Annotated in this window: 21 protein-coding genes and 1 pseudogene; 9 read left to right on the forward strand and 13 right to left on the reverse strand. The window is 73.6% G+C overall.

Translation table 11 applies throughout. The features are described 5' to 3' along the window. Window positions 1–250 precede the first annotated feature (250 nt). Together rho and ACFC02_RS03230 are read left to right on the forward strand one after the other, a co-directional pair. Complete coding sequence (gene rho / locus ACFC02_RS03225; protein WP_376351387.1) at window positions 251–1,408, forward strand: transcription termination factor Rho; 1,158 nt, start codon at window positions 251–253, stop codon at window positions 1,406–1,408. A 137-nt stretch (window positions 1,409–1,545) separates the two neighbouring features. Further along, window positions 1,546–2,724, forward strand: a complete 1,179-nt coding sequence (locus ACFC02_RS03230) for a D-alanyl-D-alanine carboxypeptidase family protein (RefSeq protein ID WP_376351390.1) — start codon at window positions 1,546–1,548, stop codon at window positions 2,722–2,724. 229 nt (window positions 2,725–2,953) lie between these two features. Here ACFC02_RS03230 and ACFC02_RS03235 read toward each other — a convergent pair whose 3' ends face one another. The 4 genes from ACFC02_RS03235 to ACFC02_RS03250 form a co-directional block, all read right to left on the reverse strand. Then, entirely contained in the window at window positions 2,954–4,000 is a 1,047-nt protein-coding gene (locus tag ACFC02_RS03235) for an asparaginase (RefSeq protein WP_376351393.1), read from the reverse strand. A gap of 46 nt (window positions 4,001–4,046) precedes the next feature. Next, window positions 4,047–4,766, reverse strand: coding sequence for a FadR/GntR family transcriptional regulator (locus ACFC02_RS03240; RefSeq protein ID WP_376351395.1), 720 nt, complete (start codon window positions 4,764–4,766; stop codon window positions 4,047–4,049). Window positions 4,767–4,839: 73 nt separating this feature from the next. Then, window positions 4,840–5,676, reverse strand: coding sequence for an undecaprenyl-diphosphate phosphatase (locus ACFC02_RS03245; protein WP_376351398.1), 837 nt, complete (start codon window positions 5,674–5,676; stop codon window positions 4,840–4,842). A gap of 124 nt (window positions 5,677–5,800) precedes the next feature. Beyond that, window positions 5,801–6,103: an ArsR/SmtB family transcription factor gene (locus ACFC02_RS03250; RefSeq protein WP_376351401.1), complete on the reverse strand. Its 303-nt coding sequence runs from the start codon at window positions 6,101–6,103 to the stop codon at window positions 5,801–5,803. Window positions 6,104–6,357: 254 nt separating this feature from the next. Between ACFC02_RS03250 and ACFC02_RS03255 the strand changes: the two genes are divergently transcribed. Further along, window positions 6,358–6,702, forward strand: a complete 345-nt coding sequence (locus ACFC02_RS03255) for a VOC family protein (RefSeq protein WP_376351404.1) — start codon at window positions 6,358–6,360, stop codon at window positions 6,700–6,702. Window positions 6,703–6,725: 23 nt separating this feature from the next. Here ACFC02_RS03255 and ACFC02_RS03260 read toward each other — a convergent pair whose 3' ends face one another. The 3 genes from ACFC02_RS03260 to ACFC02_RS03270 form a co-directional block, all read right to left on the reverse strand. Beyond that, the gene (locus tag ACFC02_RS03260) at window positions 6,726–7,133 is read right to left on the reverse strand and encodes an SseB family protein (protein WP_360974042.1); all 408 of its coding nucleotides are present in this window, start codon (window positions 7,131–7,133) and stop codon (window positions 6,726–6,728) included. 351 nt (window positions 7,134–7,484) lie between these two features. Beyond that, window positions 7,485–9,002 carry a glycerol kinase GlpK gene (gene glpK, locus ACFC02_RS03265; protein WP_376351407.1) on the reverse strand — a complete coding sequence of 506 codons (1,518 nt, stop codon included), beginning with the start codon at window positions 9,000–9,002 and terminating at the stop codon, window positions 7,485–7,487. A gap of 89 nt (window positions 9,003–9,091) precedes the next feature. Next, window positions 9,092–9,859, reverse strand: coding sequence for an IclR family transcriptional regulator (locus ACFC02_RS03270; RefSeq protein ID WP_360974048.1), 768 nt, complete (start codon window positions 9,857–9,859; stop codon window positions 9,092–9,094). A gap of 147 nt (window positions 9,860–10,006) precedes the next feature. On the opposite strand from ACFC02_RS03270, the gene ACFC02_RS03275 reads away from it, so the two are divergent. The 3 genes from ACFC02_RS03275 (at window position 10,007) to ACFC02_RS03285 (ending at window position 13,444) form a co-directional block, all read left to right on the forward strand. Then, the gene (locus ACFC02_RS03275) at window positions 10,007–10,432 is read left to right on the forward strand and encodes an ATP-binding protein (RefSeq protein ID WP_376351410.1); all 426 of its coding nucleotides are present in this window, start codon (window positions 10,007–10,009) and stop codon (window positions 10,430–10,432) included. A 197-nt stretch (window positions 10,433–10,629) separates the two neighbouring features. Further along, complete coding sequence (locus ACFC02_RS03280) at window positions 10,630–12,081, forward strand: purine-cytosine permease family protein (protein ID WP_376351412.1); 1,452 nt, start codon at window positions 10,630–10,632, stop codon at window positions 12,079–12,081. 178 nt (window positions 12,082–12,259) lie between these two features. Next, entirely contained in the window at window positions 12,260–13,444 is a 1,185-nt protein-coding gene (locus ACFC02_RS03285; protein WP_376351414.1) for a Gfo/Idh/MocA family protein, read from the forward strand. Here ACFC02_RS03285 and ACFC02_RS03290 read toward each other — a convergent pair. Next, a pseudogene (locus ACFC02_RS03290) lies at window positions 13,413–13,707 on the reverse strand (N-acetyltransferase); the annotation flags it as partial. The gene ACFC02_RS03285 and the pseudogene ACFC02_RS03290 overlap by 32 nt on opposite strands. Before the next feature lie 123 nt (window positions 13,708–13,830). On the opposite strand from ACFC02_RS03290, the gene ACFC02_RS03295 reads away from it, so the two are divergent. Beyond that, window positions 13,831–14,637 (forward strand): thioesterase family protein, encoded by an 807-nt coding sequence (locus tag ACFC02_RS03295; RefSeq protein WP_376351416.1) that lies wholly within the window; start codon window positions 13,831–13,833, stop codon window positions 14,635–14,637. 15 nt (window positions 14,638–14,652) lie between these two features. Here ACFC02_RS03295 and ACFC02_RS03300 read toward each other — a convergent pair whose 3' ends face one another. From ACFC02_RS03300 to ACFC02_RS03315, 4 genes are all read right to left on the reverse strand, one after another. Further along, window positions 14,653–16,104, reverse strand: a complete 1,452-nt coding sequence (locus tag ACFC02_RS03300; RefSeq protein ID WP_376351418.1) for an NRAMP family divalent metal transporter — start codon at window positions 16,102–16,104, stop codon at window positions 14,653–14,655. Then, a complete protein-coding gene (locus ACFC02_RS03305) occupies window positions 16,101–17,447 on the reverse strand; it encodes a magnesium transporter MgtE N-terminal domain-containing protein (protein WP_376351421.1) in 1,347 nt (448 codons plus the stop codon). The genes ACFC02_RS03300 and ACFC02_RS03305 overlap by 4 nt, the downstream gene beginning before the upstream one ends. A 493-nt stretch (window positions 17,448–17,940) precedes the next feature. Further along, the gene (locus ACFC02_RS03310) at window positions 17,941–18,825 is read right to left on the reverse strand and encodes a TIGR03943 family putative permease subunit (protein ID WP_376351423.1); all 885 of its coding nucleotides are present in this window, start codon (window positions 18,823–18,825) and stop codon (window positions 17,941–17,943) included. Beyond that, window positions 18,822–19,874, reverse strand: a complete 1,053-nt coding sequence (locus ACFC02_RS03315; RefSeq protein ID WP_376351426.1) for a permease — start codon at window positions 19,872–19,874, stop codon at window positions 18,822–18,824. Before ACFC02_RS03315 ends, ACFC02_RS03310 begins: the two co-directional genes overlap by 4 nt. Window positions 19,875–20,056: 182 nt before the next feature. Between ACFC02_RS03315 and ACFC02_RS03320 the strand changes: the two genes are divergently transcribed. Then, on the forward strand, window positions 20,057–21,052 hold the full coding sequence (locus ACFC02_RS03320; RefSeq protein WP_376351429.1) for an epimerase: 996 nt from the start codon (window positions 20,057–20,059) through the stop codon (window positions 21,050–21,052). Window positions 21,053–21,201: 149 nt separating this feature from the next. Here the strand turns inward: ACFC02_RS03320 and ACFC02_RS03325 are convergent, their stop codons facing one another. After that, complete coding sequence (locus ACFC02_RS03325) at window positions 21,202–21,864, reverse strand: class I SAM-dependent methyltransferase (protein WP_376351432.1); 663 nt, start codon at window positions 21,862–21,864, stop codon at window positions 21,202–21,204. 357 nt (window positions 21,865–22,221) lie between these two features. Here ACFC02_RS03325 and ACFC02_RS03330 point away from each other — a divergent pair, with 357 nt between their 5' ends. Further along, complete coding sequence (locus tag ACFC02_RS03330) at window positions 22,222–22,716, forward strand: lamin tail domain-containing protein (RefSeq protein ID WP_376351435.1); 495 nt, start codon at window positions 22,222–22,224, stop codon at window positions 22,714–22,716. Window positions 22,717–22,778 lie beyond the last annotated feature (62 nt).

A 22,778-nucleotide genomic window follows, 5' to 3' on the forward strand; every position in this document is an offset into this window, starting at 1 on the left:
GTGACCGCCGATCCGGTCGGCGCGTCCGGCACAGCAGCTTCCCACCACCCTCCCGTGGGCCCCGGGCCGCGTGCGCCGCACGCCGTCCGAGCCGCCGCACCGGGACGGTGACCGCGCCCGCGGCGTCCGGGCCCTGCCCGACGCGTGCCGCGTGGCCCCTCTCCCTCCCTTCTCCCTCGCTTCTCCCTCGCTTCTTCCTCCCGCACGGCTCCCGTGCCGTGTGTCTCCGTCCGTGAAAGGTCCGTCGATCATGACCGTCACCCTCGACCATCCCCCGGTGGGCGCGCAGTCCGCCCCGTCCGCCCGGCTCGTCACCGGCGTCCTTGACACCGATGCCGGCGGGACGGGCCACCTGCGCGGCCCGGACCTCCTCCCCTCCCCCGCCGACCCCCGGGTCCCCGCCGCCCTGATCCGCCGCCACGGCCTGCGCAAGGGCGACCTGCTCGATGCCGTGCTGGGCGACCGGCGCTCCGTCACCGGCATCGCCCGCGTGGACGGGCGCGCTCCCGGCGATCCGGGCGGCCGTCGCCGCTTCCACGACCTGACGCCCCTGCACCCCCGCGAACGGCTCCGCCTCGAACACCCGGCCGCCGGTCTCGCCGGGCGGGTGACGGACCTGATCGCGCCCGTGGGCAAGGGGCAGCGCGGACTCGTCGTTGCCCCGCCGAGGACCGGCAAGACCGTGCTGCTCCAGCAGATCGCCGCCGCCGTGGCCGGCAACCATCCCGAGTGCCGGCTGATGGTCCTGCTGCTGGACGAGCGTCCCGAGGAAGTCACCGACATGCGGCGCTCCGTGCGCGGCGAGGTCTACGCCTCCACGTTCGACCGGACGCCCAGGCAGCACATCGCGCTCGCCGAACTCGTCGTGGAGCGGGCCAAGCGGCTGGTGGAGGCGGGCGAGGACGTCGTGATCCTCCTCGACTCCCTGACCCGGCTGTGCCGCGCCCACAACAACGCCGCCGCCTCGGGCGGCCGCACCCTCAGCGGCGGCGTCGACGCGGCGGCGCTGCACGGGCCCAAACGGCTCTTCGGCGCGGCGCGCCTCGCGGAGGAGGGCGGCTCGCTCACCGTCCTCGCCACCGCGCTCGTGGAGACCGGCTCCCGCGCCGACGACTTCTTCTTCGAGGAGCTGAAGAGCACCGGCAACATGGAACTGCGGCTGGACCGCGAACTCGCCGCCCGCCGGGTCCATCCGGCCGTGGACCTCTCCGCCTCCGGTACCCGCCGCGAGGAACTGCTCCTGACACCCGCCGAGTTGACGGCGACGCGGGGGCTGCGCCGGGTCCTGCGGTCCCGGGACGGCCGGACGGCTGTGGAGATCCTCCTGGAGCGGCTGCGGGGCACACCGGACAACGCCACGTTCCTGCGCCGGATCCAGCCGACCCTGCCGACCCTGCCGAACGACTGAGCGGAGGCGGCCGGAGCCCCGTACGGCGTCCGCGACGACCCGAACGGCCGCGCGGGCTGGGACATCCGGGTGCCGGTCGCCCCCGTTCGGCCCCCGGCAAGGTCACGCCTCGACCGATCCGTCCCTACGTTTGCGATATGACGATCGGATTCTCCTTTCGAGCTGCCGTGTCGACCTGCGCCCTCTGTGCCGCGGGCGTGCTCATAGTGACCTCGCCGGTGGCCGCGGCGGGCCGCACCGGCACGGACCCGGGCGCGCGGGGGCGGCCGAACGCGTCGGTGCCGCAGCCGGCCCTCCTGCAGCACGAGGGCACACAGGTCCGTCTGCGGGCCGGGGCTCCCGAGGCGCCAAAAGTCTCCGCCCTGTCGTGGGTGGTGGCCGACGCGGGCACCGGCGAGGTGCTGGCCGCCCACAACGCGCACGAGAAACTTCCGCCCGCCAGCACCCTGAAGACACTGTTCGCGCTGACCGTACTGCCCGCCTTCCCCGGCGGCGTCCAGCACACCGTCAGCGCGAAGGAGCTGGCCGGGATCGGCGAGGGCAGCAGCCTGGTCGGGGTGGTCGAAGGACACACCTACCGGGTGTCCGACCTCTGGCACGGCGTGTTCCTCAACTCGGGCAACGACGCCGTGCACGTGCTCGCCGCACTCAACGGCGGCTGGGACCACACCGCCCGCCAGATGCAGACCAAGGCCCGCGCCCTGGGCGCCATGGACACGTACGTCGTCTCACCCGACGGCTACGACGCCGACGGGCAGGTGTCCTCCGCCTACGACCTGGCGGTGTTCGGCCGCGCCGGACTGCGCAACCCGGACTTCGCCCGCTACTGCTCCACGGTGGAGACCGCCTTCCCCGGCACCGGCGGCGGGACGTTCGAGATCGCCAACACCAACCGGCTGCTGACCGGCGCCGACGGCGTGACGCCGTACCCGGGGCTGGTCGGCATCAAGAACGGATACACCACCAACGCGGGCAACACCCTGGTCGCCGCGGCCCACCGGGGCGCGCGCACCCTCATCGTGACCGTGATGAACCCTCAGGAGGGCGCGGGCTTCGAGGTGTACGAGGAGGCGCGTGCCCTGCTCGACTGGGGGTTCGACGCTGCCGGACGCGTCGACCCGGTCGGTTCGCTCGACGGGCTGCGTCCGGTCGCGCACGGCGCGCAGATCGCCGTCCCGGCGGCGGCACCCCGCACCCCGGCGCCGCCGTCCGACGACTGGTCGCAGACCGGCGCCATCGCCGGCGTCGCCGGGCTGGGCGCGGGAGCGGTGCTGGTGGGCCTGCGACGCCGGTCCCGGCGGCTCGCGCGCGGCTGACCGCCGCCGCACCCAGCCCGGCGACGCCGACACTGCGCCGCGCCGCCCCGCCCCGCGACAGTCACGGCAAAGACATGCGGGTCGCGGGCCGCCGAACCGGGAGCCGGCGACCGCCGACCGCGACCCGGGAGCCGGAACAACCGGGCCGGCGGCCACGGGGCCCGCAGCCGCCGGCATGTCGACTGCGGGACGGCCGCCGCCGGGTGTGCCGCATGGCGCGGCCCGGCCGTCAGACGCGGGCGGTGACCGAAGGCCGCTCCGCGTCCGAGTCCGGGCACGGGTCCGGGTCCAGGACGTGGACCGGGCGGACGCTGCCGACCGGACGGCCGCCGCCGAACAGTACCTCGCCCGAGAACTCGGTGAGCCGGGACGCGTCGACGCCCGCCCGGACGAGGGCCGCCGCGGCGACCGGTATCCGCGCCCGGTTCGCCCCGTCGGCGATCTTCACGGCGATGGCCCGGCCGTCCGGCAGCGCCGCGACCTGGACCCCTTCGAAGCCGTCCTTGGCGAGCAGTCCGGGCACGGCCCGCATCAGCGCCGCCACGTCCCGGCCGGAGCCGGACGCCATCTCGGCGTGCTCGCGCATCGCGTCGGCCACGCGGGCCTCGGGCGTGCCGGGCACGGCGGTGGTGATCCGGGCGGCGGCGCGCGCCAGGCCGTGCAGGGAGACCGCGAACAGCGGCGCGCCGCAGCCGTCGACGGTGACCCGCGCGACGCGCTGTCCGGTCAGGTCCTCGACGATCTCGGCGATGGCCTGCTGGAGGGGATGGGCCGGGTCGAGGTAGTCGTCGAGGGACCAGCCGTTGAGCCGGCACGTGTAGAGCATGGCCGCGTGCTTGCCGGAACAGTTCTGGGCGAGCCGGGAGGGCAGTCGGCCCTCGCGCACCCAGGCGTCCCGCACGACCGGGTCGAAGGGCAGGTCGGGGACGTTGCGCAGGTCGTCCTCGGTCAGGCCGGCCAGCTCCAGGATCCGCCGGGTGCCGGCGAGGTGGCGCTCCTCGCCCGAGTGGCTGGCGGCGGCCAGGGAGAGCAGGTCGCCCTCCAGCGGGAGCCCGGCGCGCACCATGGCGACGGCCTGGACGGGTTTGAGGGCGGAGCGCGGGTAGAAGGCGGCCTCGGTGTCACCGAGGCCGAAGGAGACCCGGCCGTCGGCGCCGAGGACGACGACGGAGCCGTGGTGGACGCCCTCGATCAGTCCGCCGCGTACGAGGTGGGCGACGGGGACGTGGCGGGGTGCGCGGACGAGGGGTGCCTCGGCGGGAAAGCTGCTGTACATCACTGCCTGGATCACTGGTGGGTGGGTGGCTCGGCCTGCGCGGGGTTCACGCGTCGGCCGCGGTGGGGGTGTGCGCGGAGCGCACGATGTCGGTGAGGGTCGTCCCGACGCGGTCGAGGTGGTGGGACATGGCCCGCACCGCGTCGTGCTCGCTGCCGGCGACCAGCGCGTCGAGGAGGGCCCGGTGCTCGCGGTCCGACTGTTCGCGCCGGCCGCCCAGCTCGTTGAGGAACGCCGACTGGCGGGCCAGGGCGTCCCGGATCTCCTCGATGACACGGCGGAAGACGGGGTTGCGGGCGGCCTGGGCGACGGACAGGTGGAAGAGGGTGTCCAGCGCGACCCACGAGGTCGTGTCGGTCTCCTGCTCCATGCGCTCCAGCAGGTGGGTCAGGCGGTCGAGGTCCTCGGGCGTGCGCCGCTGCGCGGCATACCCCGCCACGGGGATCTCGATGTGCCGGCGCACCTCCATGAGGTCGCCGGCCGTGTAGTCACCGAAGGTGGGGTCTTCCACCGAGAGGGCGACGACGAAGGTGCCCTTGCCGGTCTTCGAGGCGGTCAGCCCCATCGTCTGCAGGGCGCGCAGCGCCTCGCGCAGCACCGGCCGGGAGACTCCCAGGGTGCGGCACAGCTCCGCCTCGGACGGCAGTTTGTCGCCGATCGCGTACGCGCCGCGCTCGATGGCGCCGCGCAGGTGGGTGAGCACCGCCTCCATGGCGCTGACGCGCCGGGGTACCGGCCCACCTGTCTGGCTGTCTGACAGGTTCACGGAGCGATGGTCCGGCGTGCGGGGCGGGGTGTCAAGTCCCGCCCCCGGGTGCTCGCCGCGCCCGCCGGCCGGCTCAGGCGTTCAGGACGCCCGCGCCCAGCAGCCCGAAGAGCAGCACGCCGACGGCGATGCGGTAGACGACGAAGGCGTTGAAGGAGTGTTTGGCGACGAACTTCAGCAGCCAGGCGATGGAGGCGTAGGCGACCACGAAGGACACCACGGTGCCGACGGCCAGCGGCGCGGCACCCACGCCCGCCCCCAGGGCGTCCTTGAGTTCGTACAGGCCGGCGCCCGTCAGGGCCGGGATGCCGAGGAAGAAGGAGAGGCGGGTGGCGGCGACGCGGTCCAGGTCCAGGATCAGCGCCGTGGACATGGTGGCGCCGGAGCGGGAGAAGCCGGGGAAGAGCAGGGCGAGGATCTGCGAGGTGCCGACCAGCATGGCGTCCTTGAAGGACGTGTCGTCCTCACCGCGCTTGTGCCGTCCCATCTGGTCGGCGCACCACATCACGACGCTGCCGGCGATCAGCGATCCCGCCACCACCCACAGCGAGCCGAGCGGCCCGTCGATCAGGGGCTTGGCGGCCAGCCCGACCACGACGATCGGGATCGTCGCGTAGATCACCCACCAGGCGAACTTGTAGTCGTGGTGATGACGCTGCTCGCGGTCGGTCAGGCCGCGGAACCAGGCGGAGACGATCCGCACGATGTCCTTGAAGAAGTACACGAGCACGGCGGCGATGGCGCCGACCTGGATGACGGCGGAGAACCCGACGACGGAGCTGTCGTCGACCGGGATGTCCATGAGCCCCTCGGCGATCTTGAGGTGGCCGGTGGAGGACACGGGAAGGAACTCGGTCACCCCCTCGACGACTCCGAGAACGACGGCCTGACCGACGGAGATGGCGCTCATGGGATCCAGTTCTGGGGATGTTTGGCCGACAGTGTCGTGGACGCACTCGCGTCGCAGTCACTCTTACTGCGCCAAGATGAAGCCCCGGTGACGTGCATCCCCTGTCCGTCTGAACTCGCCCTCGTCACCAGCCCTTCTCGAACAGCCGGGCCACCTCGGCGATACGGAACTCCGCACGGCGGTAGTACGTACGGCGACCGACGCGCCGGGCCCGCACCAGGCCGAGGTCGGTGAGGAGGGCGAGGTGCCTCTCGGCGAGCCGGAGCGGGATGCCGAGGCCCACGGCGACGGCCCGCGCGGTCGTCCCCCGCTCCCCGGTCCCCTCGGCGCCCCGCCCCCTCGGCCCGCGCCGCCGAGGGGGCGGGGCGGGGTCCTTCAGCAGCTCCAGGATGACCAGACGTGTCCGCCCGGCGGGAGTCCGCGGCATCTGTGCCCCCTGTCCTCGCGCCCGTCCCGCTGGGGACGTTTCCCGCGGCGGGGCGGGCCGACCCGTCGTGACCGGGACTCGACGGCCGTTGGCCGGTACCGGTCGGCCGGGGCGTGCGCACGGGCCCTGCTCAGGCACGACGGGACGGCGAACGCGGACCGGTCAGGATCGGAGAAGCCACCCCGCACTCCCCCGCCCTACGGTGGAACCACCGACGCACCCGTCGGATCCCGCCACCACCGAGGAGTACCGCCATGACCGCCGGAGTCAACACGATCATCTACCCCGTCAAGGACATCGCCCGCGCGAAGGCCCTGTTCAGCGCTCTGCTCCAGGTCGAGCCCTACGCCGACGAGCCGTACTACGTCGGCTACAAGGCGGCCGGCCAGGACGTCGGCCTGGACCCCAACGGGCACGCCAAGGGCATGACCGGACCGGTGCCGTACTGGCACGTCGACGACATCCGCGCCCGCCTGGCCGCACTGCTGGAGGCGGGCGGCGAACTGCTCCAGGACGCGCAGGACGTCGGGGGCGGCCGGATGATCGCCTCGGTGAAGGACGCGGACGGCAACCTCGTCGGCCTCGTCCAGGACGCGTGAGAACCGGGGTCGGGCCGGGACCCTCAGCCCCGCGTGCGGCCCAGCAGGGTCCGCACACCCTCCGAGGTGAGCGTCAGGCCGTGCGGCGAGCTGGCGTCGATGGTGAGCGACAGGTCGTCGGCCGGCCACTGGGACGCGAGGGCGCCGAGCGGCACCAGGCGGTACCGGGAGATGAAGGGCAGCAGCTCGGACATCTCCAGCTCCGAGGTGAACACGGGCACCACCGGGACCCCGCCCGGCTGTTCCAGGACGGGCAGCGCCACCGCCGACGGGTCGGTGGCGTCCTCGTCGCTGACGTCGTCCGGCACGGGCACCAGTACGTCGCTGCCGGCCAGCGTGTCCAGCGCCCCGGTGTCCTCCGCGTTCTCGGCGAGCACGTCCAGCGCCTGCTGGGCGGGCGTGGCGGTGTTGTCGTTCGAGGGTGTCTCCATGGCAGGTCCCTGGTCGCGGCGGTCGTGGGGCCCGTCCGGGCACTGCGCCCGGGCACGGTCCTGCTCGCGTACCCGGCCCCGCATCGCGCAATCGTCCCGGCCGCGGAAATCCCGGCGCCCGGCCGGCGGCCCCTGCCGCGAACCGCCGACAGCGTCCGCGAACCGGCACGGGCCCTGCCCGGCCCCCGCGCATCCGTTCCGGCACGGCGCGGGGCCCGCCCGAAGGTGCGTGGGGGCCCTCCGCGGCACACGGCGCGGAGAGCCCGGAGGGGCTCACTGCCGAACCCCTGGCCGTCCGGGTAACCAGGACGGCGGGGGAGATTCGCCGGGGTTCGCGAACGTCAGACCCCGTCAGCCTCCGTCACCGCGCGGGCGGACCCAGTCGAGGGACCGTTGCACGGCCCGCTGCCAGCTCTCGTACTCCCGGGCCCGCCGCTCGGGCTCCATCTCCGGGAGCCACTGCCCGGCCCGGTGCCAGTTGCGGCGCAGCACCTCCAGGTCGGGCCAGTAGCCGACGGCGAGCCCGGCGGCGTAGGCCGCGCCGAGCGAGACCGTCTCGGACACCAGGGGCCGTACGACCGGGACGTCGAGCACGTCGGCGAGCATTTGCATGAGCAGGTGGTCGGAGGTCATGCCCCCGTCCGCCTTGAGCTGCCTGAGGGCGAGACCGGAGTCGGCGTTCATGGCGTCGACGACTTCCCGGGTCTGCCAGGCCGTGGCCTCCAGGACCGCGCGGGCCAGGTGGCCCTTGGTGATGTACGACGTGAGGCCGACGACGACTCCCCGGGCGTCGCTGCGCCAGTGGGGGGCGAAGAGGCCGGAGAAGGCGGGGACGATGTAGCAGCCGCCGTTGTCGTCCACCGTGCGGGCCAGGGTCTCGATCTCCGGCGCCGTGCTGATCATGCCGAGACGGTCGCGGAACCACTGCACCAGGGAGCCGGTGACGGCCATGGGGCCTTCGAGGGCGTAGACCGTGGGCTCGCCCGCGATCTTGTAGGCGACGGTGGTGAGCAGCCCGTTGCGGGAGCGGACCAGTTCGGTGCCGGTGTTCATGAGCAGGAAGCTGCCGGTGCCGTACGTGCATTTGGCCTCGCCCGGCGAGAAGCAGGTCTGCCCGAACAGGGCCGCCTGCTGGTCGCCGAGGGCGGCGGTGATACGGACGCCCGGGAGCAGGGCGCGCGCCTCGCCGTAGCTCTCGGCCGAGGAGCGGATCTCGGGCAGCATGGCTCGCGGCACGCCGAAGAAGTCCAGCAGCTCCGGGTCCCAGGTCAGGGTGCGGATGTTGACGAGCATGGTGCGGCCGGCGTTGGTGGGGTCGGTGATGTGCAGGCCGCCGTCGGTGCCGCCGGTGAGGTTCCAGATCAGCCAGCTCTCCATCGTGCCGAAGAGCACGTCGCCGTCCTGGGCGCGGCGCTCCAGGCCCTCGGTGTGCTCGAAGAGCCAGCGGATCTTGGGCGCGGAGAAGTAGGTGGAGGCGGGCAGGCCGCAGCGGTCGAGGAAGAACTCGTCGCCGGGCCGGTCCCTGAGGGCGTCGACGAGGGGTGCGGTGCGGGTGTCCTGCCAGACGACGGCACGGCCCACCGGCACCCCGGTCCGCCGGTCCCACAGGACGGTCGTCTCCCGCTGGTTGGCGATCCCGACGGCGGCGACGGCCCCGGCGTCCACACCCGCGTTCCGCAGGGCCTCGGGGACGACGCGCTGGACGTTGCGCCAGATCTCCACGGCGTCGTGCTCGACCCAGCCGGGCCTCGGGAAGTACTGCTGGTGCTCGCGCTGGGCGACCGCGCTCAGCCGTCCGCGGTGGTCGAACAGGATGCAGCGCGTGGACGTGGTGCCCTGGTCGATGGACATCACATACCGGTCAACCATGAGCGGGCCTGCCTTCCGGTGCGTCGCGCGGGTGCGGCAACCTGTCCTGCGGGGGCTTGACGGGCTTGACGGGTGAGGCTTACCGGGGTCTACCAGCGGCCCGCTCCCAGGTCCCGGGAGATCGCCCGTGCGGCCTCCCGGAGCAGGGCGATCAGTGCGGGCAGCGGCCTGCCTCTGGGGTCGCAGATCCGTTCGAGGGGGCCGGACAGGCAGATGGCGCCCACCACGAGGCCGCCGTGCCCGCGGATCGGCGCGGCGACCCCGGCGTCGCCCATGGTCATCTCCTGTACCTCGGCGCCCCAGCCGGCCTCGCGTATCTCGGCGAGCGCCCGTTCCAGATCCTCGCGGACGACGAGGGTGTGCCGCGTGTACGCCTCTAGACCGTCCTCGGGCAGCGGGCCGAGGGTGGCCGTGCCGAAGGCCAGCAGGACCTTGCCGAGCGAGGAGGCGTGCAGCGGCAGCAGCGCGCCGACGTCCAGGGTCTGCAGGGTGTCGTCGGGCCGGAAGACGTGGTGGATGACGAGGACCCGGCCTTCCAGCGGTGTGCCGATGCGCACCGCCTCGCCGCTGCGGGCGGCCAGCGCGTCGGCCCAGTTGATGGCGCGCGAGCGCAGTTCGTTGACGTCGAGGTAACTGGTGCCCAGGTGCAGCAGTGCCGCTCCGAGCTGGTACTTTCCTGTGGTCTCGTCCTGCTCGACGAAGTCCACGTGCTGCAAGGTGCGCAGGATGCCGTGAGCGGTTCCCTTGGCCAGTCCGAGGGACGACGCCACCTCGCCGAGTCCCAGCCTGCGGGGGCCGCCGGCGAGGAGGCGCAGGATCGCCGCGGCTCGTTCGATGGACTGGACGGGTCCGGCCATGGGGCGATATTAGCCTCGTTTGTCCCGTTCAGGACTGTTGTTCGGTAATGCCGACCGCCGTTCATTGACCTGCGGGGCATTTGTTCCTTAGCGTGACTTGTCGCGCCTGTACGGAGGGCCGCGACGCCCGTCGGAGGAGGAAGGCACATGACCGTAGCGCAGCTCGACGCCGCGCCCCACGGGGAAGTCGACCACGCCTTCCCCCTGCCGCACACGCCCGGGGCCGTGTCGACCGTACGCAGTCGCGTACGCCGCCTGCTGGGCGGCTGGGACCTGCCCGCCGACGCCGCCGACGACGTGCTCCTCGTGGTCTCGGAGCTGGTCACCAACGCGCTCGTGCACGCCCGGCCGCCCGCGACCCTGCGGCTGTGGCGGGTCCCGGTCGACGGCCACGGCGCCGTCCACGTGGAGGTGAGCGACCTCGGCCCGGCGGCCCCGCCCCCGCCCGGCTCGGTCCCCGACCCGGACGAGCACGGCCGCGGCCTGGGCATCGTCACCGCGCTGTCGGCCCGCTGCGGCGTCAGAGCGGACCAGGCGGGCACCAGCCGCTGGGCGGAGGTCCTGGCGGGCTGACCCCGGCCCACTCGACCGGCCGCCTTCCCCCTTTCCCTTTCGCACCCTTTCGAACCCTTTCAACCCCCTCGCGGATTCCCTCTCGGCCGGCCGCCTCTCCCCTCCCCGCTCACCCCGCCGCCCGCCCACTCCCGCTTGACCGGTGCCCTCCCGGGGCCGACCGTGGCCACAGGGGCCGGAGGGACTCGGGAGGTGTCGTGAGCGCAGCGGCTGAGCCACGGGTGACGGGCCTGGAGACCCGGTCCATCGACTACGTGCCCCTGGACGAGCGGCACGGCAAGCTGTGGCACCTGGGGCCCCTGTGGTTCATGTCGAACGCGCAGATCGCCACCCTGGCGGTGGGTCTGATCAGCATCACCGGAGGCGGCAACCTCCTCTGGTCGCTGCTCGCCATCGTCGTGGGCACCGTCGTCGGCACCTTCTTCATGGCGTTCCACTCGGCCCAGGGCCCGCAGCTGGGGCTCCCCCAGATGATCCAGTCCCGGCCGCAGTTCGGCTACGTCGGCGCTCTGCTGGTGTGGCTCTTCGCCTATGTGCAGTACGCCGGCTTCAACGTCTTCAACACGATCCTCGCCGGGCAGGCCCTGCACGCCACCCTGCACGGCGGCGTCAAGCTGTGGGTGCTCGTGGTCACCGTGATCGGGCTGGTGGTCGCCCTGGTCGGCTACGACGTCATCCACAAGGCCGAGCGCGTCCTGACGTACACGTTCCTGGTCGTCTTCGGGATCTTCACCGTGGGCGTCCTGGTCGACCTGCACTATCCGGCGGGCTCGTTCGACGTGGGCGGTTTCCGGTGGACGCCGTTCCTGGCCCAGTTCGGCGTGGTCGCCGGCTACCAGATCAGCTGGGCCATCTACGTGTCCGACTACTCCCGCTACCTCCCGCCCGACGTCACCGTCCGCAAGACCTTCTACTGGACCTACTTCGGCTCCGCGCTCGGCGGTATCTGGCTGATGGTGCTGGGCACGCTGCTCGCCGCCTGGGCGGGCCGGGGCTTCGACACGATCCGGTCGATCGACGCGGCGGGAGACACGGTGTTCACGGGCTTCGGCACCGTCGTGCTGCTGTTCGCCGCGCTCGGCCTGATCTCCGTGACCGCGCTGAACATGTACGGCGGCTCCCTGACGCTGATCAGCGCCATCGACTCGTTCCGCAAGGTGCGCCCGACCCTCGCCGTACGCCTGGTGACCCTCGGCCTGACCGCGGCGCTCTCCCTCGTCGGCGCGCTCGCCGCGACCTCGCACTTCCTGCGGAACTTCAACGACTTCCTGCTGCTGGTCCTCTACCTGTTCATCCCGTGGACCGCGGTGAACCTCATGGACTACTACATCGTGCGCCGCGGCCACTACGCGATCGCCGAGATCTTCAACCCCCATGGCATCTACGGGCGCTGGGGCTGGCAGGGCATCCTCTCCTACCTGGCCGGGTTCGCCGCCATGGTGCCGTTCTTCTCCGTCGGCGCCCTCTTCGTCGGGCCCGCCGCGAGGGCCCTGGGCGGTGCGGACATCTCCTTGTTCGTCGGGCTGCCCGTCTCCGCGCTGCTCTACTGGTGGCTGACCCGCTCGCTCGACGTGGCCGCCGAGCAGCGGCTGGCCGAGGCGGAGGCGGCGGAACTCGACCGCGCGGCCCACGAGCACCGGGAGCCGTGACACCGCCTTGCCCCGCCCCGGCCCCGCCCTGACCAGGCCCGGGCACCGCCGCGCGGCGCGTGCGGCGGCCCGCGGAGACGCGCGGCACCGCTTGACACCCGCCGAAACCAGCCCGCATCGTGAGGCCGAGGCCGGGCGCGGAGCGGTCCGCACCACTGCGGAGAGCCGAGGAGGTCGGGTGCGCACGCTGGGCGTCGCCGTCGTGGGGTTCGGCTGGATGGGCCGCGTGCACACCCAGGCGTACACGAGGGTGCTCCACCACTTCCCGGATCCGCCGGTCAGACCCCTTCTCGTCGTGGTCGCCGACGACGTGCCCGGCCGGGCCGAGGAGGCGGCCGAACGGTACGGATTCGAGACGGCGACCCGCGACTGGCGGGAGGTGGCCGCCGATCCCCGGGTAGGGGCCGTCAGCGTCACGGCGCCCAACTTCCTGCACCGCGAGATCGGGGTGGCCATGGCCGAGGCGGGCAAGCACCTGTGGATCGAGAAGCCCGTCGGCCTCGGCGCCGATGACGCGCGCGCCGTCGCGGCCGCCGCCGCGGCGGCCGGCGTGTGGGGCACCGTCGGCTTCAACTACCGCAACGCGCCGGCCGTGGCCGCCGCCCGCGAACTGATCGCCACCGGGGAGATCGGCCGCGTCACGCACGTGCGCATCAGGCTGTTCAGCGACTACGCGGCGCACCCGGAGTCGGCGCTCACCTGGCGTTACGAGCGCGCACGCGGGGGCAGCGGAGTGCTCGGCGACCTCGCCTCCCACGGCGTCGACCTGGCCCGCCACCTGCTCGGCGAGATCGACTCGCTGGCCGCCGACACCGCCGTTTTCCTGCGTGAACGGGCCCGTCCGGCGGGGGCGACCGCCGGACATGCGCGGGCGGCCGGCGGTGGAACCGGCGCCGTGGAGAACGACGACTACGTCAGCTGCCTGCTGCGCTTCGCCTCGGGGGCCCGGGGTGTCCTGGAGGCGTGCCGGGTCTCGGTCGGCGAGCAGAACAGCTACGGCTTCGAGATCCACGGCACCACGGGCGCCCTCTTCTGGGACTTCCGCCGCATGGGCGAACTGGGCGTCTGCCGCGGTACGGGCTACCAGGACCAGCCCGTCAGCACCGTCCACGTCGGCCCGGGCCACGGCGCGTACGGCGCCTTCCAGCCCGGCGCGGCCAACGCCATGGGCTACGACGACCTCAAGGTCATCGAGGCCCACCACTTCCTGCGTTCCCTGACGGAGGGCACCGCGCACGGCGCCTGCCTCGCGGACGCGGTGGCCGCCGCTACGGCCCTGGACGCGATGGCCCGCTCCGCGCAGGAGCGCCGGTGGGTGCCACTGCCCGGCGTCAGTCCCCCGGCAGATCGACACGCGGGTTGATCACCCAGTGGTCGCTCCGCAACACGCGGCCCGCGAACGGCACACCGCGTTCCCCGAGCAGCCGGAAACCGAGCGAGCGGCAGATCCCGTTCGAGGGCGGGTTGTCCGTCGCCGGGAACGCGTGGCCGACCCCCCACCGCCCCGCGTCCCGCGCCTGCGCAGCCGGGGTCGGTGACGATCATCTTGATCCAGGCGGTGTCGGCCGCCGCCCGCGCCGCGTCCCGGCGCACCTCGTCCGCCATGCCGTCCACGGGCAGCGCCCCCCTGCCCGCGTCCGGACGCTGCCGCTCGTGTCATCCTGCCCGAGGTCCTGCGGGAATCCGGCGCCCGGTGCGGAACTCGTCCGCGGCGTACGGGTCCGCGTACGCAGCGAGGAAAGGCGCCCGTTGAACACCGGCACTCCGGCTCCCGACAGTTACTACGTCCGCACCGACACCCATCGTTTCAAGCCCACCGCCCGTGCGAGCGGGGCGTGGGACGAGACCGAGCTGCACTTCAGCCCGCTCGGCGGACTCGTCGTGCACGCGATCGACCAGCATCTGGCCACGCGCCCGCCGGGCGGACTGCTGCTGTCGCGGATCAGCTACGACATCCTGGGCCGGCTGGCCCTTGACGAGTGCGAGATCCAGGTGGAGACGGTACGTCCGGGGCGCACCATCGAGTTGCTGGAGGCGGTCGTGAGCATCGCCGGGCGTCCGGTGGTGCGGGCCCGGGCCTGGCTGCTGTCCGCGCAGGACACGGCCGCCGTCGCCGGGGGAGGGGCCGACCCGCTCACCCCGCCGGAGCGGCTCGCCCCGTGGCGGATGGCCGACCGGTGGCCCGGCGGCTACGTCGCCTCCCTCGACGTCCGCCCGGTCGGCACGCCGCGGCCCGGCCGCGCCACCGCCTGGGTCTCCACCCCGCTGGACCTGGTGGCCGGTGAGCCGTGCAGCCCCCTCGCCTCCTACGTCGCCCTGGTCGACACCGCCAACGGCATCGCCGTACGCGAGTCGCCCAAGGCGTGGATCTTCCCCAACGTCGACCTGACCGTCCACCTGCACCGCCAGCCGGAGGGCCGCTGGACCGGCCTGGACACCACCGTCGTCTTCGGCCCGAGCGGTCAGGGGATCACCAGCACCGTGCTGCACGACGTGCACGGCCCCGTCGGCCACGCGCAGCAGGTCCTCACCGTGCGGCCCATATCGGGCGAATAGCCCCTGCCGGGGCGGTCAGGCCAGGCCGAACCAGCTCAGGACGGTCTGCACCAGCAGGACGGTGGACATGCCGGCGACGCCCACGACCACGACGGTCGCCGCCACGCGGTGACGCGGACCGTTGACGGCGTCGCCGAGCAGGGAGCGCCGGTTGGTCAGCACCAGGAGGTAGACCAGGATCACGGGGCTGATCAGGCCCTGGAGGACCTGGGTGCCGATGAGCAGCTGGATGACGTCGACGGGCGTGAGGGCGACCGCCGCGCCCAGCAGGATCTGTGCGGTGAACAGGCCCAGGAAGAGCGGGGCGTCGCGGAAGCTGCGCGAGACGGAGCGTTCCACACCTACGGCCTCCCCCACGGCGTAGGAGGCGGAGAGCGGGACCACCGCTCCGGCCAGTGCGGAGGCGCCGAGCAGGCCGAGCGCGAAGAGGAGTTCGGCCTGCTTGCCCGCGACCGGTTCGAGGGCCCGCGCGGCCTGCGCGGCCGACCGCAGCGGCCCGCTGCCGCCGATCGCGGACGCCGTGGCGACGATGATCGTCAGGCTGACGACACAGGCGAACACGGCGCCCAGGACCGCGTCGGCACGGATCAGCCGGTAGTCGGCGGGCCGCGCCCCGCGGTCCACGACGCCCGCCGCCGCGTAGAACTGCATGTACGGGCTGACGGTGGTGCCGATGAGGGCGACGGCGAGCAGGACGAAATCCTTGTTCGGCTCGATGTGCGGCACGACCAGGTGGTGGCCGACCGCTCCCCAGTCCGGGTGGCCGAGGATCATGGCGACCGGGTAGGCGAAGAACGCGAGCGACATGATCAGGAAGATCCGCTCGGCCCAGTGGTAGGAGCCGAACAGCACCAGCGCCCAGAGCAGCACGGCGGCCGGTGGGATCACCGCCCACTTGGGCACACCCAGGAGTTCGAAGGCGGCGCCGATCCCGGCGAACTCGCTGACGACCAGACCGGTGTTGGCGAGCAGCAGGCAGAACACGGCGAGCGCGGTCAGGCGCAGGCTGAACTGCTCGCGGATCAGGGCGCCCAGGCCCTTGCCGGTGTGGGCTCCCAGGCGCACGGCCATCTCCTGCACCATCACCAGGGCGCAGGTGACCAGCACCATGAAGAACAGCGTGCCGTACGTGTACTGGGCGCCGGCCGAGGCGTAGGTGGCGATGCCGGCGGCGTCGTTGCCGGCGTTCGCGGCCACCAGCCCGGGGCCGGCGACGGCGGCGACCACGGCGATCCGGCGCAGGCCGGTGCGCCGCGGGGCGGTCGGTACCGCGCGCTCCGGGACGGTCGCCACCGCGCCGTCCCCGATCGCCGTACCGTCCCCGCTCGTGGGGCCTCCTCCGGTCGCCGTGTGCCCGGCGGGCCCCGCGGACGCCGTCTTCGGTGGGGCGGCCGTGGGGCCCGTGTCGTCCGTCGGGCCGGGTCCGTCCGCCGGGTCCGTGCTCGCCGTGCCGGGATCGCGGGTCACTGCAGGAACCTCCGGAAGTGCAGGCGCCCGCGCTCGGGCAGCAGGGCGTCGAGCAGGTCGTCGGCGAGCACCCTGCCCAGCGGCCGGCCCTCGTCGTCGACCACGAGGAGCGAGGAGGCGCGGGCGGCGACCAGCCGGTCCGCCGCCTCGTCCAGAGGGGTGTCCGGGCCCACGGTGCAGGGCGGCCCGAACTGGGTACGCCAGGCCAGCAGGTCCGCGACGAGGGTGGTCTCCTCGGCGACCGCGAGGTCGAACAGAGGAAGGTCGCCGGCGAGCCGGCCGGTGTCCTCGACGACGGCCACGGCGTCGATCTCGGTACGGTGCTCGGCCAGCGTGGCCAGTTCCGCGCGGACCCGGGCGATGGTCTGCCCCGGCCGCGCGGTCAGCGGCAGCGTCGTCATCGCGCCGCCCGCGGTGCCCTCCTGATGGGTCAGCAGGCGGCGCAGCTCGGCCGCCTCGCCTGCGGGCATGCGGGCGAGCAGGTTCTCGCGTTCGTCGGCGGTCAGGTCGCGCAGTGCGTCGGTGGCCTCGTCGGGTTCCATCTCGTCGACCAGGCGTGCGGCGTGCTCGGGCTGCGCCTCGCGCAGCAGGTTCTCCAGCTCGGCCGGTTCCATCTCCTCCAGCGCGTCGGCCGCCTGCCCCGGCTCCAGCCAGCCCAGCAGTTGCTGCCGTTCGGCCCGGCCGAGGTCCTCCAGGATGTCGGCCAGGTCGGCGGGCCGCATCCGGTGCAGGGCCGCGCGGGAGTCGCGCAGCCGTACCTCGGGCGGCCCGTCGACGGCCTGTTCGGCGAAGGGCGCCACGGCCTGCCAGTCCAGCACCCGTTCGGGAGTGGGCCGGGCCTGCCACCGGCGCGGCCCGATGCGCCGCAGCAGTGTCGGCAGCGAGACGTCCACGCCGACCAGCACCACCCGGCCCACCAGGGGCGCGAGGTAGAGGTCGGCGGCCCGGGTGACCTGCACGCCGTCGACGTCGACGAGTTGGTGGTCGAGTACGTCCCGGGCGAGCAGCACCTCGCCGGGGCGGCGGGCGAAGTCGCGCAGGTCCACGCGGGCCGTGCGCAGGCGTACGTGGTCGGCGTGCACCGTGTCGAGGGCGTCCGCGGGCAGGAAGGCGCGCCGCCGTCCGATACGCAGGATCAGTCCGGTCACCGGCGGGTACGGTTCCGGTCCGGACAGCCGGGCGACGACGTCGGCGACGCGGCCGACCTCCTGGCCCGCCTGGTGGACGACCGGTCCGCCGATCAGTCCGGCCAGCGACACCAGGGAGGAGCGGACGGACCTCGTGGCGGTGGCCCGGCGCTCCAGGTGCACGCGGCGGCCGCGCAGGCGGGCGGTGGTCGACATGAGCAACGTGGTCGCGGACACAGCTGGACACACCCTCTCCCCGGCAGGTCCGGGTGGCGGGCGGCGCACGGCAGCCCTGCTCCCGCCGGGCCGGCCGCGTGGCACGTGCCGGGGCACGGCCGCACGCCCTCCACACGCCCGAGGGGGAGGTCGAGGCCGGTCAGCGAAGCGGGAGGAGGAGCTGTTCGGGGCCGCGGAAGGACGGCGGGAACAACACGGGACGGGGCCGACTGTGGCCCGGACTACTGTCCATCGCGCCTCCTTCCGGTTCCCGGGCGCGTATCGGCGCGACCGCACGGCAAGGGGCGCCGGGAGCAGGGCCCGGCACACCCCGATTCGTCAGAGCTGCGACACACCGAGGTGTCTGTTCATGCCGCTTCCAGCGTACGCCCACTTCTTGACGGAACCCCCCGTCATGACCAGCCCTTGACCGGATGTCGGCGCGGGGTCCGGGGCCGTTCGTCCGAGGCCGTCCGCGGCCGCCGGTGGGCGGTCAGCGGGGTGGTACGAGCGGGAGGTCGTCCCGGTAGGCGTTGGCGGGCCGGCTGATCCGCCGGACGGTACGGGCGTCCAGGGCCACCGGGGCGGAGGCGGTGCCCAGGGTGCCGCCGGGGTGCCAGGTGCCCGTGACGGAGACCCAGGTGTCGGGGGGCAGGGACGGCGCTCCGTGGATGCGTACCTTCACGGACTGGGCGTCCGCCGCGCAGCAGGAGAGGATGATCCGGGTGAGGTCCCAGGTGTCGCGCCCCTTGCCGGGGGTGACGAACCCGGTCAGCACGACGGTACGCCCGCGGACGGCCTGTTCGCGGTCCTGCTGCACGCGGCGGGTGAAGTCGCTGAGGGTGAGCGGGAGCGGGGAGGTGACGGGCAGCGGGTCGAAGCGGCTCTGCCGGTCGACGGCCTTGGGTGCCTCACGCGCGGCGGTGTACGCGCCGAGGGCCGGCGGGGCGTAGCAGAGCAGGCTCAGCGCGGGAAGGAACAGCAGCCAGGCGACGCGGGGTACCGCGGCGTGGCTGTGGCCGTGGCCGGTGTGCGGGCCTGCGTCGGCCCGGTCCCCCGGGCCGGCCTGTCCGGTGTGATCGGTGGGACTCTCGTCGCCGTGTTCGGCGTCGCCGCGGTCTGCGTCGCCGCGGTCTGCGTCTCGGTGGTCCGCGTCGCCGCGGTCTGTGTCGCCGCGGTCTGTGTCGCCGTGTTCGGCGTCCGGTTTCACCGGCCACGCCTCGGCCGCTCCCAGCAGGAGCAGGAGCACCCCGGAGGCGATCAGCAGCGGGCGCATCCCCTCCTTCACGTAGCGCAGGTAGAGGTCGGTGAAGAGCGCGGCGCGCAGCAGGCCGAGGCCGCTGAGGACGAGCAGGGCCACCTGCAGCGGACGTTTCACAGCAGGAACCCTCCGACGAGCGTGCTGCACAGGACGGCGACGACGGCGGTGGCCGCGGAGAAGCGCACCGCGAACGCCCTGCCGAAGGTGCCCGCCTGAAGGGCGATCAGCTTGAGGTCGACCATCGGCCCGACCACCATGAACGCCAGCCGTGCCAGGGGCGGGAAACCGGTGAGCGAGGCGGCGACGAACGCGTCGGCCTCCGAGCAGACGGCGAGCAGCACCGCGAGCCCCGCCAGGAACAGCACCGACAGCCAGGGCGAGCCGGAGAACGCGTCGAGCACGGTGCGCGGCACCGCGACGTTGAAGGTGGCCGCGGCCATGGCGCCGAGGACGAGGAACCCGCCGGCGTGCAGGAAGTCGTGCTGGAAGCCGCGCCGGAACTCTCGCAGGCGGCTGTGCCCCGGCCGGTGGCCGGTGTGCCGCACCGTCGGCCGCAGCCACTCCCCGCGTCCCAGCAGGAGCCAGAGCCAGCCCATCCCGGCGGCGGTGGCGAGGGAGGCGAGCAGCCGGGCCACCACCATGGCCGGGTCGGCGGGGAAGGCGATCGCGGTGGCGGTCAGCACGACCGGGTTGACGGCCGGGGCCGAGAGCAGGAACGCGAACGCGGCGGCCGGCGTCACTCCCCGGTTGACGAGGCTGCCCGCGACGGGCACCGAGGCGCATTCGCAGCCCGGCAGGACGACCCCGGCGACCGTGGCCACCGGGACGGCCAGGGCAGGGCGCCGGGGCAGCACGCGGCTGAACATACGGTCCGGGACGAAGGCGTTGATCGCGCCGGACAGGGCCGTGCCGAGCAGCAGGAAGGGCAGGGCCTGCATGGTGACGGCGATGCAGACGGTCCGCCACGCCTGGAGGGCCTGGCCGTCCGACCACCGCCCCAGGACGAAGACCACCGTGCCGGGGAGGACGGCCGCGCCCAGCAGCACCAGCGGCCAGGAGCGGGGCCAGTCACGCGCCGGGGCCTCCTCGGCGGCCGGTGGCCCCGGGGGTGCCTGCGCGTCCTTTGCCGCTGCCTCTGCATCTGCCGCCGCCTCTGCCGTGTGCATCCCGCCCCCCGACTCCCGGTCTCGGCACGAAGATAGCGGGCGTCGGCCGGGCTCCCGCACGGGGGAGGGCGCGGGCCTGGCCGGGCGCGCGGGAAGGTCGGCCGGGCGACCGGCCCGCCCCACTTTTGAACACGTTCAAGGCAAGCGTAGGATCGGCCCCGCCGACGAAGGGGGGAGCTTCGATGAAGGTCGTACTGCCGGGCGGAACCGGTCAGGTGGGGACCGTGCTGGAGCGGGCGCTGACCGCGGCCGGGCACGACGTCGTCGTACTGACCCGGCGCCCGCGGCGCGCGGGGCAGGTCCGGTGGGACGGGAGGACCCTGGGGCCGTGGGCGGAGGTGATCGACGGCTGCGACGTGGTGGTGAACCTGGCCGGACGCAGCGTCAACTGCCGTTACACGCAGGAGAACCTACGGGCCATGATGGACTCGCGGGTGGACTCCGCCCGGGTCGTGGGCGAGGCCGTCGCCGCCGCCGAACAGCCGCCGCGCCTGTGGCTGCAGATGAGCACGGCCACCGTCTACGCCCACCGTTTCGACGCGCCCCACGACGAGGCGACCGGGGTGATCGGCGGTTCGGAACCCGGCGTCCCCGGTTACTGGGCCCGCAGCGTCGCCATCGCCCGCGCCTGGGAGCGGGAACAGGAGCGGGCCGCGACCCCGCACACCCGCAAGGTCGCGCTCCGGTCGGCCATGGTGATGAGCCCCGACCGGGGCGGCGTCCTCGACGTGCTGCTGCGGCTGGCCCGGCTCGGTCTGGGCGGGCCGGTCGCGGGCGGCGCGCAGTACGTCTCCTGGGTCCACGACCACGACTTCGTGCGCGCCGTGCTGTTCCTGGCCGGGCGCAAGGACATCGAGGGGCCGGTGAACATCGCCGCGCCCGCGCCCGTACCGCAGCGCACCCTGATGCGGGTGCTGCGCACCGCGTGGGGCGTCCCGGTGGGTCTGCCGGCGACGAGGTGGATGGCCGAGGCCGGCGCCTTCGTCCTGCGGTCGGACACCGAACTGCTCCTGAAGAGCCGCCGCGTGATCCCCGGCCGTCTGCTCGACGCCGGTTTCGCCTTCGACCACCCGCAGTGGCCGGAGGCGGCCGTCGACCTCGTGCGCCGCGTGCGCGCCGCGCGCGCGGTCCGCGGGCCGCGCCCGGCCGGTGCCGGCTGGGGCGTGTTTCGAAAGTAGCGCCGTCCGTCCGGAGGGGCGGGCCCCGCGGCCTTCGGTGCGTGCGATCGCAAGGCGGAGGGTCGTCCTCGTACCGGGCGTGCGTGGACGACCCCGGCAACGCGGCGAGCGCGCGTGCCAGGCGTCGCGGGGCAGGCGGGAAACACGCCCTAGTGCTGTGGCCGGGAGGGTCTGCGGGCCAGCAGGCAGGCGTACCGGCGGGTCAGGGGCGGTTCGGGCTCCTGCACCAGCCGGGCCGTGACCTCCAGCCCTGCCTGCTCCAGCAGTTCGGCCACCCGTTCCTCGGGCAGCAGGTGCCACTCGTAGGAGACGGGGTGGCCGCCGTAGCCCTCGGTGGGCCTGCGGTGTTCCTCGCCGACATGGCAGCCCCACAGCAACTGGCCGCCGGGCGCGAGCACCCGGTGGAACTCGGTGAAGACCGAGGGCAGCAGGGCGGGAGGCGTGTGGTGGGTGGAGTACCAGGCCAGGACGCCGCCGAGGGTGCCCTCGCCCAGCCCGAGGGCGGTCATCGAACCCTGGACGAACCGCAGGTGCGGGTGGGCACGCCGGGCCAGTGACACCATCGCGAAGGAGAGGTCGACGCCGAAGGCGTCGACGCCCGCCTCGGCGAGGTGGGCCGTCACCTTGCCCGGCCCGCAGCCCACGTCCGCGACCGGACCCCGCCCGGCGAGCCGCACCGACTCGGCGAACGCCGCGAGCATCGCGCGCGAGAGGGGGTCCATCCGGGCCGGTTCCGGGACCCGTTCGGCATAGGCGGCGGCAACGGTGTCGTAGGAGGTCCGGACGGCTGTGAGGTAGGAGGGCTCGGTCACGCGGGTCACACTAGTGCTGCGGCCGGAAGGTTCACCGGCTCGCGACGCCCGGCACGGCTCCCCCAAGCTCTTCGAGCAGGGGGGACCCCCAGCCGCGTTGTCGCATCACCCGAGTACATCCAGTACGCGGGTAGTGCTCCGCCTTGCGATGCTCCCCCACCGCCCGAAGGGCGTGGGAGCTGCCCCCAGCACCGGACGCCGCGAGCTTCCCGGCAAACCTTTCCGGTCACAGCACTAGCGGAACGCGGGCGGGGCAGGGCCACCCGCCTTCACGTTTCCTGCACTCTTCCAGCACTCATCCCTCACGTGTTGTGTATGCTCCTGGCGCTCCATCCGCATCGCCGAGGGGGGAACCTCATGCGCATACGTTCCGTGCTGGCCGCCGCCGCCGCGGCGGGGGCGGTCGCCGCCGTCGCCGCGGCCCCGGCCCAGGCCGCCGAGTACTCCTCCGCCCTGAAGATCGGAGGCGTCCAGTACGACGCCCCCGGGCGGGACTCCAACAGCTGTACCAAGGGCAACACCAAGGACGAGTACCTGACCGTCAAGAACTACTCGCGCACCGCGCGGGTCGACCTCAAGGGCTATGTCGTCAAGGACGCCGCCGGCCACCGCTTCCGGTTCTCGGCCGACCACTACCTGGAGCCCGGCGACTACGTGAAACTGCGCGGCGGCAAGGGCAAGGAGTCCGACGCGAAGAACGTCGCCTACCGCCAGAACTGCAATTTCCTCTGGAACAACGACAAGGACACCATCTACCTGTACAAGCCCTCCGGCGCCCGCGCCGACGTGCACGGGTACACCAAGGCGCGCAACGACCGCGACGGCAACGGGTACATCACCTTCCACGGCTGAACGGCCCGGCGCCCGCGGGCGGTCCCCGGACCGACGCGGGCGCCGCGCCGTGTCACCGCCCG

Origin of the sequence: Streptomyces sp. NPDC056160 (assembly GCF_042268205.1) — a bacterium.
Taxonomy (GTDB): domain Bacteria; phylum Actinomycetota; class Actinomycetes; order Streptomycetales; family Streptomycetaceae; genus Streptomyces.

Excerpts from the sequence above, each read along its gene's own strand:
- rho (WP_376351387.1), top strand. The coding sequence starts at position 251 with ATGACCGTCACCCTCGACCATCCCCCGGTGGGCGCGCAGTCCGCCCCG.
- ACFC02_RS03230 (WP_376351390.1), top strand. The coding sequence starts at position 1,546 with ATGACGATCGGATTCTCCTTTCGAGCTGCCGTGTCGACCTGCGCCCTC.
- ACFC02_RS03235 (WP_376351393.1), bottom strand. The coding sequence starts at position 4,000 with ATGTACAGCAGCTTTCCCGCCGAGGCACCCCTCGTCCGCGCACCCCGC.
- ACFC02_RS03245 (WP_376351398.1), bottom strand. The coding sequence starts at position 5,676 with ATGAGCGCCATCTCCGTCGGTCAGGCCGTCGTTCTCGGAGTCGTCGAG.
- ACFC02_RS03250 (WP_376351401.1), bottom strand. The coding sequence starts at position 6,103 with ATGCCGCGGACTCCCGCCGGGCGGACACGTCTGGTCATCCTGGAGCTG.
- ACFC02_RS03255 (WP_376351404.1), top strand. The coding sequence starts at position 6,358 with ATGACCGCCGGAGTCAACACGATCATCTACCCCGTCAAGGACATCGCC.
- ACFC02_RS03260 (WP_360974042.1), bottom strand. The coding sequence starts at position 7,133 with ATGGAGACACCCTCGAACGACAACACCGCCACGCCCGCCCAGCAGGCG.
- glpK (WP_376351407.1), bottom strand. The coding sequence starts at position 9,002 with ATGGTTGACCGGTATGTGATGTCCATCGACCAGGGCACCACGTCCACG.
- ACFC02_RS03270 (WP_360974048.1), bottom strand. The coding sequence starts at position 9,859 with ATGGCCGGACCCGTCCAGTCCATCGAACGAGCCGCGGCGATCCTGCGC.
- ACFC02_RS03275 (WP_376351410.1), top strand. The coding sequence starts at position 10,007 with ATGACCGTAGCGCAGCTCGACGCCGCGCCCCACGGGGAAGTCGACCAC.
- ACFC02_RS03305 (WP_376351421.1), bottom strand. The coding sequence starts at position 17,447 with ATGTCGACCACCGCCCGCCTGCGCGGCCGCCGCGTGCACCTGGAGCGC.
- ACFC02_RS03315 (WP_376351426.1), bottom strand. The coding sequence starts at position 19,874 with ATGCACACGGCAGAGGCGGCGGCAGATGCAGAGGCAGCGGCAAAGGAC.
- ACFC02_RS03320 (WP_376351429.1), top strand. The coding sequence starts at position 20,057 with ATGAAGGTCGTACTGCCGGGCGGAACCGGTCAGGTGGGGACCGTGCTG.
- ACFC02_RS03330 (WP_376351435.1), top strand. The coding sequence starts at position 22,222 with ATGCGCATACGTTCCGTGCTGGCCGCCGCCGCCGCGGCGGGGGCGGTC.